Here is an 18609-nt window from a genome sequence, read left to right on the forward strand (position 1 = left end):
GCTTTTTACATAGCAGATTAAAGAACTTGGCTAAATTTGCCCTACGCGCCAAAATTTAAATAAAGTTAGATTTGGCGAATACTTCTAGAATCCCCACGGCCACTCAAATTTTGATGAATACGCTATTGGAGTTGTCGCAAAAGTCATGACGAATGAAATCATGGCGGCGAGACCATAGCGAAAATGGAGACTAATTATGCAAAATTTTACCTGGAGTAATTTTGGTATTTTGGTAAAGGTGTCAAAATCGCCAACAATGATTCTGATAGAAAATGAACAGGGGCAAGTTTTAAGAATGAGCCTAAGTAAATATCAAGGTTCAGCAATTGAAGTTTATCAAAAAGCTCAACAATTGATAGGTAACGCGGTCACTGTAAGAACAAGTCAAAATACAGCGAATTGGAGTACCACAGAGTGGTTTAGTGATCTTAAGAAAGAGTCAAATTTAAGTGCTCCAGTGGCGATTATAGATAAAACCACCTGTTTAAGTTGTGACGGTGAAGGTTTTTATTTTTTCGCGGGTGGTACTAAGAGAAATAGTTGCTCAAATTGCGAAGGTACTGGAATTCGACCGGAATTCAGGGAGCCCAAAGAAAGAACCGTTAAGTTAAGTGATAAGAAAAAATTCAGTGTGAAACCACTTAATGATTATAGTAATTCATATGTTGACGGTGATTTGGGTTATATCAATACAAAATATTGGAATGGGAACTAAACTCGTGAGGCCAGCTGAGATTGGTAACTGTCGGAGGACAATAAACGTTGATCGGAAACGTGCCTTTCCAAGCGATTTGTAGGTTATAAAAGATCATTATAGAGGGGCGTTGCTACCAGAAGGACTGTGGAAATGACAAATAAAGTCTGATCAATCTCTAGCAAGATTTGGGGCATTACCCCATCAACAGTGGTACTTGCTCGGAAAGTGAATCAATGAGCAAACGAGTTCGCTGCGGTAGATATTTAGTCTTAGGCCAAACGACATGAATATCAATCGGCTGCACTCGATGGCTGTCCATCACCAATTCTAGTTTGCCTGTTTCTACGTAGGGAGCCCCTAACCAATTAGGTAACCACGCATGAATAAATTGAGCCACCCAACCCAATATAAATCAATAACGTAATGCACTTTATGTTTGCTTACAACCAGCTCTAGCTCAAATGATTTGAATTAGAGCCATCAAAAGTCGCAGGGACTGCATCTGAGGTAATAGCTTGAGCTAATTCTTTCAAAAATGGTGTATTTCAGACGAGGTAAATCGTCCCATAGTGCTTGGGAAGTGTTAGGCAAGGATTGCTGTCGAAGTGATATGCAGTTGTCAGTTACTGTTAAAGTGCTGGCAGCATTTAGCAAAATGCCGTCGTCGCTTTTCGAGATGTTCGCAATAATCGGTTAGTGCTTGCAGAGTGCCCACTGGACCATGAAATAGTTTGCCAAACTCTGTGGTTAGTTTGAGCCAATTGTCATGGGGGATATTTAATCTGTTCAGTATCTTGGTGCTACTTTCGTTGATACATCCACGTTTATCATTGCGAATGATTCGGCCTGTATCATCGACTAATTCGAGGTAATCCATTAATGAAAACGCAATGCCATTGGGTTGGTTGTCGCACTCGTTACCAATAAACGGCAGGAGATTGCTTGGCTGCTCACCTTTTAATGCGGCCCGAATACGTAGTTGGATACTGGTATGGTCGGATTGTTCTAGTGTATCAGCGAGTTGCGCTCGAATCGGATTTAAATCAACGTAAGTCATACAGGCTAACACCGCAGCTTTATCGAGTAGGGCTTGCGATTTAAATCGCCCCTCCCAGAAACGACCTGTACAGTTATCCTCTTGATTTGCTTGTCTTGCAATCGGTTCGTTGAGGCAGCGCATAAACCATGAGATATCACATAATCGACTGCGATAAAGGGCGATTGAGTGCTTTAATCTGTTAACCTCATACGCCTCGACCAACTCACCTTTGGCGAATTTGTGCGTTAACACATCGCCTTTAAACAACTTATGCCATTGCTCAAGCACTTCGCGGTCAGTCCAACGATTTGCCGTCTCGATATCGACTCGTAGCACCACATGCAGATGATTCGACATCACTGCATAAGCAGCTACACCAATTGAAAAAACTGCTTCAAGTTCAAACAATAATGACTCTACCCAACCACGCCGATGGTCATAGTTTTTACCCGAGTAACTATCATCGCCACATAAAAAGGCACGCCGCACCACGCGACTACAGCAATGGTAATAAGGTGTGTCTTCAAGGCTTATCTGAGTTCGGCGAGGGCGCGGCATACAAACCTCCTTGTTCAATGCTTAACCAAAGCATAGTAGGAGGTTTACTTCCGCGCTATTAGGGCTGGGTGTCTATGTTTTGGTTTCAGATAAAAATTTCTATGGCTTAACGCCCAACTCAGCGGGCAATTGGAGCGCAGCGTAAATTGATCCGCTGCAGTTGCTTGTGTACGCCCAGCATGGGCATGAACTAATGAGGTGAAAGTCCTCTGTAGGAAGGTCACCGTTCGATAACATGCTGTTATTAAACGTTAACTACTAGCGAATGGCAAGGGCTTACCCGTGAGGGGCGGTCTAAAGGAAGCCGCTAGCAAATTTGCGAGCTGATGAACAAGAACATCATATGAGGCGTAGGCTGAAGGTGAGTTGGCACAAGACGACGAAACCACGTGATCTAACGGCCACCGTAAATGATGCAGCAGTGCAAAGAAAGTTCATGTCCTTATCTGGGGAGATCTGCTTAGCATGCGATCGGTCATTAACCAGTAAGGCTCTGGTCTACAAGTGTCTTGGCTTTTCAATTTCATCGACTGGAAAGAGCGAATTAGATGAAAACCGATAGCGCATGACGGGGCAACTCGGCATGTGATTAAGCAGAAGTCAGCAGACGGCATAGTAGCCCAACGCCTATCGTAATGGATGGGATATGGTGAGGGCTGAACATTTAGAAGAAGGAGGAGTCTTGCCAAACTTGTCGGTATTCACTACGTCGCCAGACGATTACTATCAACAGCGTATTAGCCAGCAACCAGCCTTCAGCAGCAATCTATTTCAGCAACTACTCGAACCTGAGAATCTACACCGAGCTTGGCGACAAGTTAAAGCCAATAAAGGCGCGGCGGGCATCGACGGCATGACCATTGAAGCCTTCCCGCGCTGGATGCAACAAGGCGGCTGGCAACAGTGTAAATCTCAGCTTGAGCGAGGAGAATATCAACCCGCAGCGGTCAGGCGTGTAGAGATCGATAAACCCGATGGCGGTAAACGCAAATTGGGGATCCCCACAGTGATTGATCGTGTGATACAACAAGCAATCGCCCAGATACTCACGCCATTGTTTGACCATGACTTTTCTGTGAATAGCTTCGGCTTTAGGCCGAACAGAAATGCCCAACAGGCGGTGCTGCAAGTCAGGGATATCATCAAACAGAAGCGCAAATTTGCTGTTGATGTTGATCTGTCCAAGTTCTTTGACCGCGTCAACCACGATCTGTTGATGACTCAGTTAAGGAGTAAGGTGCAGGATAAGCGTCTGCTGGCACTTATTGGCAAATACCTACGAGCGGGCGTCATGGTCAACGACCAATTTGAAGCAAGCTTCGAAGGTGTCCCTCAGGGCGGCCCACTCTCACCATTACTATCAAATATCATGCTGGATAGGTTGGATAAAGAATTGGAAAGCCGAGGACATCACTTTGCCCGCTACGCTGATGACTTTATCATCTTGGTGAAGTCTCAACGGGCGGGAGAACGTGTTCTCAAGAGTATTACTCGTTATCTTGATTCGAAGCTAAAACTGATCGTTAACGAGCATAAAAGCCAAGTGGTTAAGGTAGGCCAAAGCAAGTTCCTTGGTTTTACCTTTAACCGAGGAAAGATCCAATGGCATGACAACACGTTGCACATTTTCAAACAAAAGATACGACGACTGACGAACCGCAACTGGGGAGTCAGTATGAGCTATCAACTGTTTAAACTGCGGCAATACATGCAAGGTTGGATCAATTACTTCGGCATAGCCAACGCTTATCAAGGGTGCGTCGATTTAGACCACTGGATCCGCCGCCGAGTGCGTATGTGCTACTGGCGTCAGTGGAGAAAACCACGGACTAAGGTGCAGAATCTACTTAAACGAGGGGTCAGGATCCAAGCAGCCGTTGCTTGTGGGATCACAAGTAAAGGCCCTTGGCGTAGTTCGAAAACACCAGGAATACAGCAAGCACTGAGTAACGAGTACCTAATGAAAGCTGGATTGTATTCACTAAGAGAGGGATGGATTGCTGTTCACTATCCTAACCAGAAAACAGGTTAGGTGTTCTAAATGAACCGCCCTGTGCGGAGCCGCATGCAGGGTGGTGTGGGGGCTGGAGGCTAGATAGATACCTCCGGCTACCCGATTATGCATTTTCAGAAAAACACCTGCTCGGTTACAATTACTCCAGCAACCTGCTTATAGAATGGTTTGTTCTTCTCATCACAAAGCTCTATGAAACTCTTATACGTTGAGGGCTTGGTGAAAAGCAGAGTTACATCTTTCAATTGTATTAGTTCAGACTAGATCTGACACATCATCTTGAAAAGATGAGAGTTACCCACTTTGATAAAGGTGTCGAAACTTCAATCAAAGAAAAAAGGTAACTCTCATGCTTCATACTAACAATCCCATCATTAAACACAAAGCGGGTTTACTCAATCTCGCTGAAGAATTAGGAAACGTGTCTAGAGCGTGTAAAGTCATGGGGCTTTCCCGTGATACTTTCTATCGCTATCAAGAGCTGGTTGAAAACGGCGGCGTTGAGTCGTTGATCAATCAGTCTAGAAGAACACCTAATCTCAAGAATCGTGTCGATGATGTCACTGAAAATGCCGTCTTAACGCATGCTATCGCGTTTCCAGCCCATGGACAGTCTCGCACGAGTAATGAGCTTCGAAAACAAGGGGTATTTGTCTCTGCCAGTGGCGTGCGCTCCATTTGGTTACGGCATGGCTTAGAGAACTTTAAAAAGCGATTAAAAGCCCTCGAAGCCAAAGTCGAGCGAGAAGGGATAATCCTGTCGGATGAACAAGTTGCTGCCCTTGAGCGTAAGCAGCAAGACGATGAAGCCTGCGGTGAAATAGAAACGCATCATCCTGGTTATCTCGGCTCGCAGGATACCTTCTACGTTGGCAATCTAAAGGGCGTAGGCCGGATATATCAGCAAACTTTTGTCGATACCTACAGCAAAGTTGCTTTCGCGAAACTGTATACCACGAAAACCCCAATCACCTCGGCCGATTTACTCAACGACAGAGTTTTACCGTTCTTTGAAGCACAGGCGCTGCCCATGTTGCGCATCTTGACTGACCGAGGAACCGAATACTGTGGCAAAGTGGAACAGCACGACTATCAGCTGTATTTAGCGATAAACGATATAGAACACACTAAGACGAAGGCACGACACCCACAAACGAATGGCATTTGCGAACGGTTCCATAAAACCATTTTGAATGAGTTTTATCAGGTGACTTTCCGCAAAAAACTCTATGGCAACATGGAGGAACTACAGAAAGATCTGGACGAATGGCTGGCTTATTACAACAATGAACGAACCCATCAAGGTAAAATGTGCTGTGGTAGAACACCAATGACCACATTAATCGATGGGAAACGGGTTTGGGCTGAAAAGAATTTAGCTCAAATCTAAGCTGACAGTGACACCCTAAAAAATGGGCAACTGTCAGATCAGGTCTGAGCTAGTACATAGCCGAGAGATTTCAAGCTAATCTGACAGTAAGTTATGAGCGTGAAGCTGACATTAACGCAAAGCACACGGGGGACGACCATGTAGCGGTTGGCATCCCAACGGCCGCAGGCCGCGAATACTGCGCCTTGTAAGCTTCAATTGAACTCGTACTCTTTGTCACCTAGAGTGATAATAGTTTTTATCCCTCGATTCATAAGTTCGAAGCCGAGGTGAGTTGGCTTTTGAGACCCTGATGGCATATAAGAGACAAATACATCGACATTTTGGTAAAAGCAAAGCTTGACCAAAAAAATGCCAAAATTATCAGGTTTCGTAAATTGGTAATAAAAAACTTCGGGATTGTCTCCATATTTCGGTTCGTCGGCCAGCTCAACTCGTACCTTTTCTTTGATAAAAGCCTTGAATGCCTTTGGGTTTTGCTCATTTGTATGAAGAAACCCTAGATAGGGCTTCAGCTCACCGTTGAATTTCTGTTTGAAATGGTGATGGTAAATTCCATATGCGATGTGGCTGAAACAGTTAATTAATCTTTCATAGTCGGGAGTACCCCAAAGAATTTCGATGAATTTGTTTTCATCCCCTATTCTCACAAGCTCTTTTCGTAGAAACACTTTTTCCAATAACTTGTATGATGTTCTTCTTAATGCTCTTTGGATCTTCCCGCTGTAATGCTGATAGCCGATTGAGTTATTGCCAATTATTCCGGCGATGCTAACCATCAAGAATTCATCGTCATGTGATTTTTTTCCATTGTGCTCATCGCATGAAGGAACAGTAATTAAGTTAACCCTTAAGTTTTTCTTGACGTCTTTAAATTCCGGGAATAAGCACTTTGGTGGGACATGCTCAGCAGATGTGGCTGATTTTTCACACATGTAGCATTGATCTTTTTGCATGCCGCCACTCCCGACGAAACGAAACCAAGCTAAAAAGCGCATTTGCGGCTGGTTTGAAGCGTAGCGGAGAACCAGTTCGATAACTTGCGCTTGTTAGAAATAAACCGCGCTGAATTAAATAGCTACCAACTCCGCGATTTTTTCAGCAATCTCAGCCATTGAATCTTCCGATGTGTCTAAACCGGACCTCGACGCAAGCAAAGGGCTTACGTTACGAAGAGCTTCATACGTCGTATTGTGCACGATAGGAACGAGTCGGTTTCCCGCCAGTAAAGCAGATAGCTCTTTATCAGCAACACTTTCTTTGGGCAAACGCTCAAGCATTGCGGGAGTTACCAGAACAAGTCCCACTTTGGAATTTGCTAAGCCCTTGTCGATGGCGCGCATCATTGGCACACCAAGGCCAAGATCTTTTTCACTAAACCAAACTTTTACACCAGCAGCTTCAAGTAAATCATGTAACTCCTTAGCTGACTCTTTACGATCAGCCCACGCATGGCATAAAAATGCATCTCGAATATCAGGCTGTACAGCTGCTTTAACTTCAACCGCCTGCCTTACAGGCGTTAAGGATTGAATTTGAGACGAAGTATAGGAAACTGTAGAGCTGGGTTTAGACCAGCGAGGTTTTGAGCTTCTGGAGCTACCACCACTACTACTAGAATAGCTACTAGCGCTGGAATACGAATATGGAGAACTATAACCGTTGTAGCTACCGTACCCGCGACTTTTATAACGACATGCTGGACAATTTGCTGCGGCTGCGGCTGAACTATGCCCTCTCACTGGTGCAGTACATCTCGCCATGATGTTGTCTCCTTACTTTAATTTATTTCTAACATTTTATTATTGGGCTTGCTCATTTCCTAGGTTCAGATAGAGAAAATATCATTTGATAAACAACTGAAAAATAAGCGTAAATACTCAATTCACATTTTCACTATTTGGGAAAGCGAGCACACGTTATATTTCGGAACTTGTGTTTCATTTTTACGTACTTCGCTTTAGTAAGTACCTAATTTATAGCACGTAAATAAAACTAGCAACTAGCTTATACACAATGTTAACGGGATATTTGACCTGATATGGCGGATATTTCAAATAGAGCTGTATATAAAAACATATACACTTCACTTTTACCACAAAGACAATGAATAGAGCTAAAGCGAGAGCCGACAGTCTGTTTTTGGCACTAAGTTTACGGTCAAATGTGATCAAGCCAGCTCATGATTAATGTCAGATTAAATTCAGATCAATCCAATTTATTTTTCAGTTACCTTATTTTCTCGCAATCTGTTAAGAGCCTCAACGTGCTCTTCAGCCAATTGATCATACATCGAATACACTTGTTGAATATGGGCAAGTAAAGCAGGAAATTCAATTGACTTCTCTTGCTCAAGCTTTTGAGTCTTTCTTTTAACTGAAGATAGCTTATGTTTTAGCCTTTCTAACTCCGCTATATTCTCATCCCGTTTTAGTCGTTCAGCTTGCTTAACTTGCTCATCTTTAATTATGCACTTCAAATCTGGATAACGGTTATATATGACAGAGTGACTTAAACCAGCTCGGTCAGAAACTGATTTGATACTTACTTTTTTGCCTTCACTAACTAGTTCATGTAAGGCTTTCAATAATACTTTTCTAGTTTCTTCACTCATGCTTGATCAACCTGGCTTGAGGGTTCTAGTTGATTGATAACAATTCTAGCTGCCTCTAGGTTACTTTTTATAACCATACTAAATGAGTCCAACTTCTCTCGAACACTTTCAGGAGCAGATTCGATCTTCTTGATTTTATCTTCGCAGTTAAGCTTAATTGCTTTCCAGTAGGTTAAATGCCTGGGTGTAGCGATGTATCCATCGCAGTAAATACAATGGCTTGGATCAGTTACATTCTTAACCTTACAATCTTTGGCTTTAGTACAATAGCCATGCCCAACTCCTCGCAAATCATGTGAATTTTTCGATATGAACTCCACCAGTTGATTCATATCTTTGAAGTGTGGTTGAATATTATTTTCAACTTGGCTTCCCAGCATTTCTTTGATTCGACTAGAGAATCGAGCACCACCTTGTCCGGCAATATTTCCCTCAAGTGACGCTTCGACAATCTCGCTCACCGTCAAACTTGTAATATGCTCTGAGAATTCATCCGCTATATTTAGCAGTTCTCCGATAGACTCAAATCCACGCTGAGCATAGACCAGTGTCATATTTTGCCATAAGTGCTTGTACTGGTATCTAATATCATCTAATTCACCTAAGCGGTTTGCGATGATAAACTAGGCAAATGTATGCCTGAACTGATGAGGTGTGAAGTTGAAGTAATCGCCTGCTTTATACGGTTTAAGCCGTTCAGAATTATTAGGAGCAACTGATTTGTAATTACATCCAAGACGCTCCAGCTGCTCTATGTCTGATGGGCCAACGGGAATTTTAAAAAAATCACTGATGTTAAAAGCAGCGGAATTTGGTCTCTTGTTCATTCGATAGAATCCGCAGCCAGACAGCGTGTAGTTAGCTGCGAATAGATATTTATACTTTAGCCCTTGCTGTAACTCATTCAGATAATCATCTGATATCTCAGATGACAGGTACTCAACGATGGCAGTAGCTTTCTCATAAACGGAATTATTTAATGAAGAAATTAAATTAATATATTTTGCAACGATTTCTCCGCAAACCCATTCTACATGCTGCGAACCATCTGTTGTTTTTGTTAACTCGGATACCAATGAGTACTGAAGTTCGCTAGAACCAATATCTCTAGTCACTAAGCAATCAATTGCAAGAGCCAAGGCCTCTCCATCACGCATACCCGTGAAGGCCAGAACTAATATATTTACTAAACCTCTTATTCTATTAATCTTTGCTACTACCGCTTCATTAATAGTGCCACGGATGCTTCTGTAGCGCCCCTTTACAATTTTGTAATGACCTTTTTCAATTCTGCGTATCTCATCTGATTGAAGTCGAATCCATTCGTCACGAACTTCATCAATCATATCAAGTTCAGAGATAACTTTTGAAATTAATTGTTTTAAGATTCCACTAGGGATGACAGGATGCTTCTTCCTTCCGTTTACTTGATGAGCTGACACGAAAGGCGTGAGCTTATCTGAAATCACATTAGATGCTTCCTCGCTAATTAAGCCATAGCATCTCATCCATTTGATAGCCGTGTTAATTGAAATGCACAAGCTGGGCTTATCTTTGGCACCAATGTAACTAATCGCTTCAGCACAATAATGTGATATTTTCAAACGATTGAGTTGATCGAGTTTTATCCACGAATGGATGCGCTTTACGCAGAGAAATCTGGCAATAGTCATCAGACTTCTTGCCCCATTTATAATAGTACTCCATTTCAGCGGCGGCATACCCTCGCCAATCCCTGATGTGTATAGTGCCAATATAAGTATCTTGAATTCATACTCAAACTCGATACTGAGTTCATTGAACGAGATACCAAGTTTTTCACTTATCGGCTTCCAGGTGGCATCTGAAAGCCTTACCTCCCTGGAATAACCGCTACGGTCAGAACCACTCCAGATAATTTCATCTCGTAAATCCAACCAACGCTTTTCGCAATAAGGCTTTAAATTGTATTCCCCATTACCACTGAGGCACTCGGAAAGCACGACAGAAATACTCATGTAACACCTGCGATATCAGTTATGGCAAAACTCCAGATTGGATGCAGCCCGTTATCTTTAAACAATTTCTGACCTAAACTAACCTGATGAGAGCTTGTAATTTTAAGCCTAGATACGATTTCATCTACCCTTTCAGATAAGGCGTGATGAGCCTGCTTTTGAAGGCTAACATCAGAAAAATGCGCAATTGCCCCCTGCATATCGCCCAGTACATAATCTTTGAAAGACAATAATTGCCAGACATGATCGGCATCAGCAACAACCCGATAGTGCTTACACCATATACACGCCATAAAATCACCGCACCTGTTGATTTCACCAGAAGCTAATATCCTGTTTTGCTTTGCATAACGGTGCGCTTCTTTAGAGCCTCTCTCTGCGTTACATCCTCCTAACGGGGTTAGCTGAGTATCGGAATCGTACTCAGTAACAATTACGATGTTAGAAGATAACTCTTTTCCAATAAAGTACTGTTCCATAATCTTCGCTGCATCGCTTAGATTTGCTTTTAAAGATGCTTCATTTACTCGTTGATAATTTTTGATAAAGGTCGGGTATGAATGTTTAAAAGCATCTTTATATCTTCTAAAATCTTTTGAAAATTGAAGATAGACTTCATTAGTACCAGTTTTTCTGAGTTTTGCGGAGTTATATTTTACAGAGCACCCAAGACTCTTAAGAAGAGTAGCTATTCTAGATACAATTCCGTTGTAATCTATAATATTCAGTTGACCTAGCTTTTCATAAATGAATAGGAACCTTGAGTTATCATACGCACTATACTTGCTCCTTATAGAGTTTGTTAAGGTATCCCGTATCGTTAGGAAATCATGAATTGCTGATCGTGATGATTTATAGTCAAATTTAAAGTTGTCTGTTTGATAGTTTTTGCGCGGCTTTTGGAGAAGTATTGTTATAGGGCGATTGCTGGTAGGTATGTCAACCTGTTGGATATCCGAACATTCTAGTTTAGCTATTGCAGATGTATTCCAACACGTCTTTATTTGAATTCTAGCAAAGTGCATTGCTAACCTGTCCTGTAATGGCCAGTCATGTTTTAAAATTCCCTTTTCTATATGAAACGCCAGCTCCCGTACTTCCTCTAAGTTATATGTATCACCACTTGTCATCCTCAAAGCATGCACTGTATGCTTATTACTAGTTACCCGATAAGCATTGATAAATTTTTGAGCAGTGATTCCGCACAGCCATCTTACCGCAGAAATATAGCTTTCAGCAGTTCGTCTTGACAGCGATTTAGCAAGAACATCCGCTTGTATTCTGGATAAAACATCAAGCTGGATATTACCGTCATTCACAGATAGAAAACTCAAACCGAGTCCTTTTATCGCATCTCGATTACAATATTTTGAGATGATTTTGATTAGTATTGCAAAGCGACTATAAAGCGTTTCAGCTCCATAGTTTTTCTGATTTAGAAGTTCGGTTTCCTCTTGATGAATCGAAATAATTTCCTCTCTAAGCTTTAAACAAATTTCAGAAATGGAAGATATATCAATTGTCTTAACTCTTCCGGATTTTTCATTTTCAAGGCCTATAATATCTTGGAATAATATTCGCTGATTTACTTCCACCCCAGCATAGTGCTCATACAGATTTGCAGCCGCTGTAGCTTCATATTGCTTGTAGTATCGAAAAATTTCTTTCAGTGGGCGATACCCATTCAATGCCAAGGCATCCAGCCCCATTTCCATAAACTGCTTTTTAAAATGATTGTCTTTCTGGACAAATTTTAAAATTGTTCTTATGGAGCACGACAACCGTCCCTTTAACCCACCTAAGCAATGCCCATACTCACCTGAATAGTAAGTATTTCCAGTGAGCGCCGTTATCTGGGCCAATGCAACTGTTGATATGGAATGAAGTTCAGTAACATCCAGTCTTAGCCCGCCAACTATCAACTTATGTCTAGTGAAAAGATCTGGATATACCGCTTCAATAAAAGATCTTAGCTGCGATCGTACGGCTATAACTCTATGTTTTTTAATGCCCGCTTCAGCAAGACTTTGCTCATCAAGGACGGATTCGAGCAGTGCTGCAAGATCTGAATTCTCATCTGACGCAAAAACTTTGACAATACTAACAACTTGTTGAACAACTGCGATTTTGGTAGCTTTTGATAAGGCCTCTGAGTCAATGAATTTCGTGATTGCATTTTTGACATCATCTCCAAGCTGCTCAGATTTTACGTAGATATCCAATAAACTAACCGAGGTACTGTGAACCAATGCAGTCGTTGGTTTACCTTCATAAATCTCTGGATAAGTTAGTTTGCTAAGGAAGTCCATTGCTCGACTGAAAGCAATGGCTTTCTGCTTATCTAAATTTCTAAATGCCCTGACTTCTATAAAACACCAATATTTTTTATTACTGAGCGCTTCAACTCCATGCTCTTTAAGGTTAATAAGCTGTTCTGAACATGCCTCAGGCCAGAACTTCATGCCCTGTATAATTCCTGCACGGTAACTATTCAGTGTTGTCTTGTTAGCTTTAACTGAACCACTTGCAATTCCATTTTGAATTTCAAAAAAGTTCCGCTCTAGCACTGGGGAGAGGTCGCAAAGCATTTGCCTAGGCATCATTCCCCCTAAGTAAGTGCTGGTAATCGTCAACTAATCGAGCATCAATACCATCGAAGATAGTGTCTGACCAACCTTTCATTTCACTATCAAAGGTGACTGCTCGAGCAAAGTTTAAATACTTCCTGGTCGTTGAGAAATTTGAGTGACCAAGTAACGCCATCAACTTAAACTCTATGAATCCCGGCTCTAAGCCTTTGTCGAGCATATATTTTGCAAGATTGGTTGCGTATGTTGAACGTAAATCATGAAAGCTCCGCTCCAGAACACAACCTGAGCGTGACAGCTCTTTACGTGCAAAAATAGCAGTATTGCTAACAGACTTTTCAGAAATTCCTGTTCCAGATCGGTTAAGAAATAGCGGCTTATCGTGCTGAGTGCCATTGTTAACTTCCCATTTCATAACTCTGTGCATTCGTTCTGCACAATTTTTGTAGCGCCATAATCGCTGCATCAATGTTCGAGGGATTAATATCTGGCGCTCTTTATTACCCTTTCCAGTGATGGTTGCATGGTATGAAGCCACATCAATTACGGATGGATCAATTACATGGGAATCCAGAAACTGTGCAATTTCAAAGGCTCTCATTCCAGTAAATAGAGCCAAATCCACCCATAAACGCCTTGCCGAAGACTTCAAGTACTTAGTATTAAATAGAGAACAAAGCTCGTCATGGGTATAAGGTGACAATTGATCGCTGGGTAATGACTTTTGCCGGTATTTTCTCGGGATAGTTAGGTCGGATGTTTGAACAGTTAATCCAGGTGATCGATGGCTTATAAAAAATACTGAGTTAATATTTGAATGCTCATTACTACGCTTGATATGCAACTGCTGATACTCAAAAGGTAGTTTTTCGATAGTCCCTCTACGATGTGCCCACTCGTAAAACTGTCTAACATGTGTCATATACAAATTGGCGCTATCGCGGCCTAAAGATTTTGCTTGGATCAAATCGATTAGAGATTTTCTAAATCGATAAACAGGAAGCCAATACTTGGCTCGCTGTGTCGATGCTTGAGCGGTAACCTGACGCCAATCAACGTTTTCTTCTGCCAGCCAACTCAGAAAAATACATAACGAGTTAGCTATTGATTGCAGCGTCTTGACAGAGACACCACCTAATGAGTTCGACCTGGCAGCCCGTTTAGGAGCGCGGTACAGCCCTTTATAGCGATGCTCCAGATACAAATTCATTTCCAGTGCATCAAATTGGCGTCCACTCGACCAGATAAGAGGAAAATTATCTACCCAGTGGTCATCTCGGTACTCAATGGCTCTTATCCCATGCTCGTCAATTTCACCAGAGAACACCGGCAATGTCCCCACGTTAAATTTCAGTCTATATATACCTAGATTCTTTTTTTGCATCATCACCTATGACATAGAGCAGTTAGCGAACAAAAAAGCTTCTGAGTAATTTTATTTTGCATCAAAAGCGATGAAACAACTTTAGCTTGACATTTAATCAGGATCAACAGATTATTTATGCATCATCGGCTATGAACAGGAAAAGGTGTGAGACTTAAACAGATCGCAACCATCAATGCAGGCTACCCATTTCGAGGAAAAATCCCTGAAGTGCCTGGCTCTGCTATGGTCGCGGTTCAGATGAAGGATGTTTCGCTAACCGAAGGGATTCGCTGGTCAGACTGTTTGGAAACAGAGTTAACCGGCAAGCGTGAACCCGACTACCTCACCACAGGTGATATTTTAGTGGCCGCGCGAGGCAGCCATAACTACGCCGTACAGGTGGATCAGGCACTGGCTACCATAGGTAAGCAGGCTGTTGCTGCACCACATTTTTTTGTGATTAGCCTTAAAAAGAAAGACATCCTGCCTGAGTTTTTAGTGTGGTTACTGAATCAGACCCCAGCTCAGCGCTATTTTGAGCAGAATGCCGAAGGCACCTTAACAAAAAGCATTCGTCGCAGTGTGCTCGAAGATGTTCCTGTGGTTGTTCCACCGCTGGCAAAGCAGCGAGCAATTATTTCGATGGCGGCTACGCTACGTGACGAACATAAACTGATACAAAAATTAGTGAGCAATGGCGAACGAATGATGAGTGCTATCGCTAAAGACCTATTCGAAAACAAGGAGGTAAGCCCATGAGTGACCAGCATCAATTATTCGAACAACTCAAGCTAATTGACGAAAATGGAATGGAATTTTGGTCAGCAAGATCAATTTCTAAGCTATTAGGCTATTCCGAGTATCGACACTTCCAACCCGTAATCACAAAAGCAAAAGAAGCTTGTATAAATAGCGAACACGCCATAGAAGACCATTTCGAGGACGTACTCGCAATGGTCGCCATCGGCTCAGGAGCACAGCGAGAATTGCCTGATATCAAACTGTCTCGCTATGCCTGCTATCTGGTTGTGCAAAATGGTGATCCAACAAAACCTGTGATCGCCGCAGGCCAAACCTACTTTGCGGTACAAACTCGGCGACAAGAGTTGGCCGATGATCAGGCTTTCCAGCAACTTAAGGAAGAGCAGAAGCGACTTTTTCTGCGTAATGAGCTTAAAGAACATAACAAGCAGCTTGTAGAAGCTGCACAGCAAGCCGGGGTTGAGACAAATCTCGATTTCGCAATCTTCCAAAACCACGGTTACAAAGGCTTATATGGTGGATTAGATCAAAAAGCTATCCACGCTCGAAAAGGACTAAAGAAAAGCCAAAAGATTCTCGACCACATGGGATCGACCGAGCTGGCAGCTAATCTTTTCCGAGCAACCCAGGCAGAAGAAAAACTCCGCCGCGATAATGTCCAAAACAAACAGCAGGCAAACCAAACCCACTATGAAGTCGGCCAGAAGGTTCGCCAAACCATTGCTGAACTGGGCGGCACTATGCCTGAAAACCTGCCCGCACCAGAGAAAAGCATCAAACAACTAGAGTCGGCAGCAAAGAAGTTGAGCGACAATAACGACCAGGACACGAAATAATGAACGATAAGATCAATCAAGACAGTATCAACAAGGCGCTATGGAATGCCTGCGATACCTTCCGAGGCACAATCAGCGCAGATACCTATAAAGACTTCATCCTCACCATGTTGTTCCTGAAATACATCTCCGATGTTTGGCAGGATCACTACGATGGGTACAAGGCCGAATACGGCGACGAGCCGGAGCTCATCGAAGAGATGATGAAAAATGAGCGCTTTGTACTGCCCAAAGCAGCCAGTTTTTATGCCCTTTACGAACGTCGTCACGAACCCGGCAACGGTGAGCGTATCGACCAGGCACTTCACGCTATTGAAGAAGCTAACGGCACCAAGCTAAAAGACGCTGGCAAGAGTGTGTTCCAAGACATCAGCTTCAACACCGATAAACTGGGTGAAGAAAAGCAAAAAAACACCATTCTGCGTCACTTGCTGGAAGACTTTGCTAAGCCTGAGCTGAACCTTAAACCAAGCCGCGTCGGTACGCTGGATGTAATTGGTAACGCCTACGAATACTTAATCAAAAACTTTGCTGCCAGCGGTGGCCAGAAGGCCGGTGAATTTTATACCCCGCCAGAAGTCAGTGACCTGATTGCCGAACTGTTAGACCCGCAACCGGGCGACAGCATTTGCGACCCAGCTTGTGGCTCTGCTTCGCTATTAATGAAATGCGGCAGTAAGGTGCGGAAAAACCATAACAGCAAAAACTACGCGCTGTATGGGCAAGAGGCCATTGGCTCGACCTGGTCGCTGGCCAAAATGAACATGTTTTTGCATGGGGAAGATAACCACAAAATTGAATGGGGCGACACCATCCGTAACCCCAAGTTGCTCGACAAAAATGGCGATCTGATCCTGTTTGATATCGTTACGGCCAACCCACCGTTCAGTCTGGATAAATGGGGCCATGACGAAGCCGAACACGACAAGTTCAGCCGCTTCCGCCGTGGTGTACCGCCGAAAACCAAAGGTGACTACGCCTTTATCCTGCACATGATTGAAACACTGAAGCCCAAGTCAGGTCGTATGGGTGTAGTGGTTCCACATGGCGTACTGTTCCGAGGTTCAAGCGAAGGTAAAATTCGCCAGCAACTAATTGACGAAAACCTGCTCGATGCCGTGATTGGTCTGCCAGAGAAGTTGTTTTACGGCACAGGTATTCCAGCGGCAATCCTGCTCTTTAAGAAAAATAAGAACGACGATAACGTCATGTTTATTGACGCCAGCCGCGACTTCAAAGCCGGTAAAAACCAGAACCTGCTTACCGAAGAGAATATCGCCAAGATTGTAGCTACCTACCACTCTGGCAAAGACGTAGACAAATATGCTTATGTCGCAAGCATCAATGAGATAAAAGAGAACGACTACAACCTGAACATACCCCGCTATGTCGATACTTTTGAAGAAGAGGAAGAGATCGACCTGATGGCGGTACGAGGTGAACGAGAACAACTTAAAGCGCAACTGACTGAGCTGGAAACCGAGATGGCCAAGTATCTTGAGGAGCTGGGTTATGGTGCCTAAGGGTTGGGAGGTTTCGCAGTTGAAAGATTTGATAGAGGGCTCAATTAAAAACGGTTTTTCACCTAATCCTGCTGAATCAGACACAGGTTACTGGGTACTGGGGCTGGGAGCACTTGGAGAAGATGGAATTGTTGCCTCAGAAATTAAGCCTGTAGCACCACAATATAAAGTTTTGAATAATCTCCTAGAAAAAGACGATTTTTTAGTTAGTCGATCAAACACTCCAGACAAAGTCGGAAGATCTGTTCGCTTTAGAGGTGAAGTCGCAAATTGTTCATACCCAGATTTAATGATGCGCTTTCGCATAGATCAAAGAAAAGCGAATATGTCTTTTATTGAGCAACAATTAAAAAGCTCAAAAGTTAGAACATATTTTAAAAATTGCGCCGCTGGTAGTAGCAGCACAATGGTAAAAATCAATAAAGGAATTCTAGAGAAGACTCCAATACCTACGCCTCCGCTCCAGGAACAACAGAAAATCGCCCAAATCCTCTCCACTTGGGATAAGGCAATTACCACCACCGAACAGCTGCTTGCCAACAGCCAGCAGCAGAAAAAAGCCCTGATGCAACAACTGCTCACCGGCAAAAAACGCCTGCTTGATAACAATGGAGTCAGGTTTAACAGTAATTGGCGAAAGTTAAAAATTCAGAAAATTTTTACCCCAAGCACAGAAAAAGCCGGAAATCGTCCGTATCGAGTTTATTCGGTAACAAAGGACGGACTTATTGACCAAGCAGAGTACTTCAAAAAAGCGGTCGCCAGTGAAGACACTTCAACTTATAGAGTAATTCGGAAAGGTCAGTTCATCATGAGTGGATTAAACTTCTGGATGGGATCGGCTGATGTTCACAGTAGCTCGGAACCAGTAAAAGTGTCTCCAGCATATAAGGTGTTTGATATCTCAGACAGTGCAGATGTTTCTTTCATGAAGCACTTTGTAAGAAGCACAGTATTCCTGCGTATTTTAGTAGGCTCTTCAATAGTCGGTGCATCAGTAGTTCGTAGAAATTTCAGTCCCGATATGTTTAACAGTTGGGTTGTCGAACTACCAAATATTGAAGAACAACAAAAAATCGCCGCCGTACTTTCCAACGCCGATCAGGAAATCTCCGCCCTGCAACAAAAGCTCAATGCCTTAAAGCAAGAAAAGAAAGCGCTGATGCAAATCTTACTTACCGGCAAGCGCCGCGTGCACTGCTAATTAGTTGACTTAAGGAAAATC

16 protein-coding genes are annotated in these 18609 nt (G+C 42.9%); 7 read left to right on the top strand and 9 right to left on the bottom strand.

The annotated features are described in order from the left end of the window. Nucleotides 1-196 precede the first annotated feature (196 nt). A complete protein-coding gene (locus N7386_RS22040) occupies nucleotides 197-715 on the top strand; it encodes a hypothetical protein (protein ID WP_037429898.1) in 519 nt (172 codons plus the stop codon). Nucleotides 716-890: 175 nt separating this feature from the next. Here the strand turns inward: N7386_RS22040 and N7386_RS22045 are convergent, their stop codons facing one another. Beyond that, nucleotides 891-1094: a LysR substrate-binding domain-containing protein gene (locus N7386_RS22045; RefSeq protein ID WP_279771204.1), complete on the bottom strand. Its 204-nt coding sequence runs from the start codon at nucleotides 1092-1094 to the stop codon at nucleotides 891-893. Nucleotides 1095-1316: 222 nt separating this feature from the next. After that, on the bottom strand, nucleotides 1317-2294 hold the full coding sequence (locus N7386_RS22050; RefSeq protein ID WP_037429902.1) for a hypothetical protein: 978 nt from the start codon (nucleotides 2292-2294) through the stop codon (nucleotides 1317-1319). A gap of 682 nt (nucleotides 2295-2976) precedes the next feature. Between N7386_RS22050 and ltrA the strand changes: the two genes are divergently transcribed. Both ltrA and N7386_RS22060 read left to right on the top strand, forming a co-directional pair. Next, complete coding sequence (ltrA, locus tag N7386_RS22055; RefSeq protein ID WP_279771207.1) at nucleotides 2977-4326, top strand: group II intron reverse transcriptase/maturase; 1350 nt, start codon at nucleotides 2977-2979, stop codon at nucleotides 4324-4326. Nucleotides 4327-4657: 331 nt separating this feature from the next. Next, a complete protein-coding gene (locus N7386_RS22060; RefSeq protein ID WP_126512854.1) occupies nucleotides 4658-5698 on the top strand; it encodes an IS481 family transposase in 1041 nt (346 codons plus the stop codon). Nucleotides 5699-5892: 194 nt separating this feature from the next. Here the strand turns inward: N7386_RS22060 and N7386_RS22065 are convergent, their stop codons facing one another. The 7 genes from N7386_RS22065 to N7386_RS22095 all read right to left on the bottom strand — a co-directional run bounded on the left by N7386_RS22065 (nucleotide 5893) and on the right by N7386_RS22095 (nucleotide 14224). Next, nucleotides 5893-6654 carry a hypothetical protein gene (locus N7386_RS22065; protein WP_279771208.1) on the bottom strand — a complete coding sequence of 254 codons (762 nt, stop codon included), beginning with the start codon at nucleotides 6652-6654 and terminating at the stop codon, nucleotides 5893-5895. 114 nt (nucleotides 6655-6768) lie between these two features. After that, nucleotides 6769-7461, bottom strand: coding sequence for a toll/interleukin-1 receptor domain-containing protein (locus N7386_RS22070; RefSeq protein ID WP_279771209.1), 693 nt, complete (start codon nucleotides 7459-7461; stop codon nucleotides 6769-6771). A gap of 455 nt (nucleotides 7462-7916) precedes the next feature. Next, entirely contained in the window at nucleotides 7917-8312 is a 396-nt protein-coding gene (locus N7386_RS22075) for a DUF6262 family protein (RefSeq protein ID WP_279771211.1), read from the bottom strand. Continuing rightward, complete coding sequence (locus N7386_RS22080) at nucleotides 8309-8866, bottom strand: hypothetical protein (protein WP_279771212.1); 558 nt, start codon at nucleotides 8864-8866, stop codon at nucleotides 8309-8311. The genes N7386_RS22075 and N7386_RS22080 overlap by 4 nt, the downstream gene beginning before the upstream one ends. Before the next feature lie 69 nt (nucleotides 8867-8935). Further along, the gene (locus N7386_RS22085) at nucleotides 8936-10309 is read right to left on the bottom strand and encodes a hypothetical protein (RefSeq protein WP_279771213.1); all 1374 of its coding nucleotides are present in this window, start codon (nucleotides 10307-10309) and stop codon (nucleotides 8936-8938) included. Beyond that, nucleotides 10306-12909, bottom strand: a complete 2604-nt coding sequence (locus N7386_RS22090; RefSeq protein ID WP_279771215.1) for a hypothetical protein — start codon at nucleotides 12907-12909, stop codon at nucleotides 10306-10308. The genes N7386_RS22085 and N7386_RS22090 overlap by 4 nt, the downstream gene beginning before the upstream one ends. Continuing rightward, nucleotides 12902-14224: a site-specific integrase gene (locus N7386_RS22095; RefSeq protein ID WP_279771216.1), complete on the bottom strand. Its 1323-nt coding sequence runs from the start codon at nucleotides 14222-14224 to the stop codon at nucleotides 12902-12904. Before N7386_RS22095 ends, N7386_RS22090 begins: the two co-directional genes overlap by 8 nt. Before the next feature lie 204 nt (nucleotides 14225-14428). Here N7386_RS22095 and N7386_RS22100 point away from each other — a divergent pair, with 204 nt between their 5' ends. Genes N7386_RS22100 through N7386_RS22115 form a run of 4 tightly spaced genes read left to right on the top strand, consistent with a single transcriptional unit; the run spans nucleotide 14429 to nucleotide 18588 of the window. Further along, nucleotides 14429-15022: a restriction endonuclease subunit S gene (locus tag N7386_RS22100; RefSeq protein WP_279771217.1), complete on the top strand. Its 594-nt coding sequence runs from the start codon at nucleotides 14429-14431 to the stop codon at nucleotides 15020-15022. After that, nucleotides 15019-15861, top strand: a complete 843-nt coding sequence (gene dinD, locus N7386_RS22105) for a DNA damage-inducible protein D (RefSeq protein WP_279771219.1) — start codon at nucleotides 15019-15021, stop codon at nucleotides 15859-15861. Before N7386_RS22100 ends, dinD begins: the two co-directional genes overlap by 4 nt. Then, nucleotides 15861-17384 (top strand): type I restriction-modification system subunit M, encoded by a 1524-nt coding sequence (locus tag N7386_RS22110; protein ID WP_279771220.1) that lies wholly within the window; start codon nucleotides 15861-15863, stop codon nucleotides 17382-17384. The genes dinD and N7386_RS22110 overlap by 1 nt, the downstream gene beginning before the upstream one ends. Continuing rightward, complete coding sequence (locus tag N7386_RS22115; RefSeq protein ID WP_279771221.1) at nucleotides 17374-18588, top strand: restriction endonuclease subunit S; 1215 nt, start codon at nucleotides 17374-17376, stop codon at nucleotides 18586-18588. Before N7386_RS22110 ends, N7386_RS22115 begins: the two co-directional genes overlap by 11 nt. The last annotated feature ends 21 nt before the right edge of the window (nucleotides 18589-18609 follow it).

It is taken from the genome of Shewanella sp. GD04112, assembly GCF_029835735.1.
Taxonomy (GTDB): Bacteria; Pseudomonadota; Gammaproteobacteria; order Enterobacterales; family Shewanellaceae; genus Shewanella.

Bases quoted from the DNA above. Each gene is read 5' to 3' on its own strand.
- N7386_RS22040 (WP_037429898.1), top strand. From the start codon at position 197: ATGCAAAATTTTACCTGGAGTAATTTTGGTATTTTGGTAAAGGTGTCA.
- N7386_RS22050 (WP_037429902.1), bottom strand. From the start codon at position 2,294: ATGCCGCGCCCTCGCCGAACTCAGATAAGCCTTGAAGACACACCTTAT.
- N7386_RS22060 (WP_126512854.1), top strand. From the start codon at position 4,658: ATGCTTCATACTAACAATCCCATCATTAAACACAAAGCGGGTTTACTC.
- N7386_RS22065 (WP_279771208.1), bottom strand. From the start codon at position 6,654: ATGCAAAAAGATCAATGCTACATGTGTGAAAAATCAGCCACATCTGCT.
- N7386_RS22070 (WP_279771209.1), bottom strand. From the start codon at position 7,461: ATGGCGAGATGTACTGCACCAGTGAGAGGGCATAGTTCAGCCGCAGCC.
- N7386_RS22075 (WP_279771211.1), bottom strand. From the start codon at position 8,312: ATGAGTGAAGAAACTAGAAAAGTATTATTGAAAGCCTTACATGAACTA.
- N7386_RS22080 (WP_279771212.1), bottom strand. From the start codon at position 8,866: ATGACACTGGTCTATGCTCAGCGTGGATTTGAGTCTATCGGAGAACTG.
- N7386_RS22085 (WP_279771213.1), bottom strand. From the start codon at position 10,309: ATGAGTATTTCTGTCGTGCTTTCCGAGTGCCTCAGTGGTAATGGGGAA.
- N7386_RS22090 (WP_279771215.1), bottom strand. From the start codon at position 12,909: ATGCCTAGGCAAATGCTTTGCGACCTCTCCCCAGTGCTAGAGCGGAAC.
- dinD (WP_279771219.1), top strand. From the start codon at position 15,019: ATGAGTGACCAGCATCAATTATTCGAACAACTCAAGCTAATTGACGAA.
- N7386_RS22110 (WP_279771220.1), top strand. From the start codon at position 15,861: ATGAACGATAAGATCAATCAAGACAGTATCAACAAGGCGCTATGGAAT.
- N7386_RS22115 (WP_279771221.1), top strand. From the start codon at position 17,374: ATGGTGCCTAAGGGTTGGGAGGTTTCGCAGTTGAAAGATTTGATAGAG.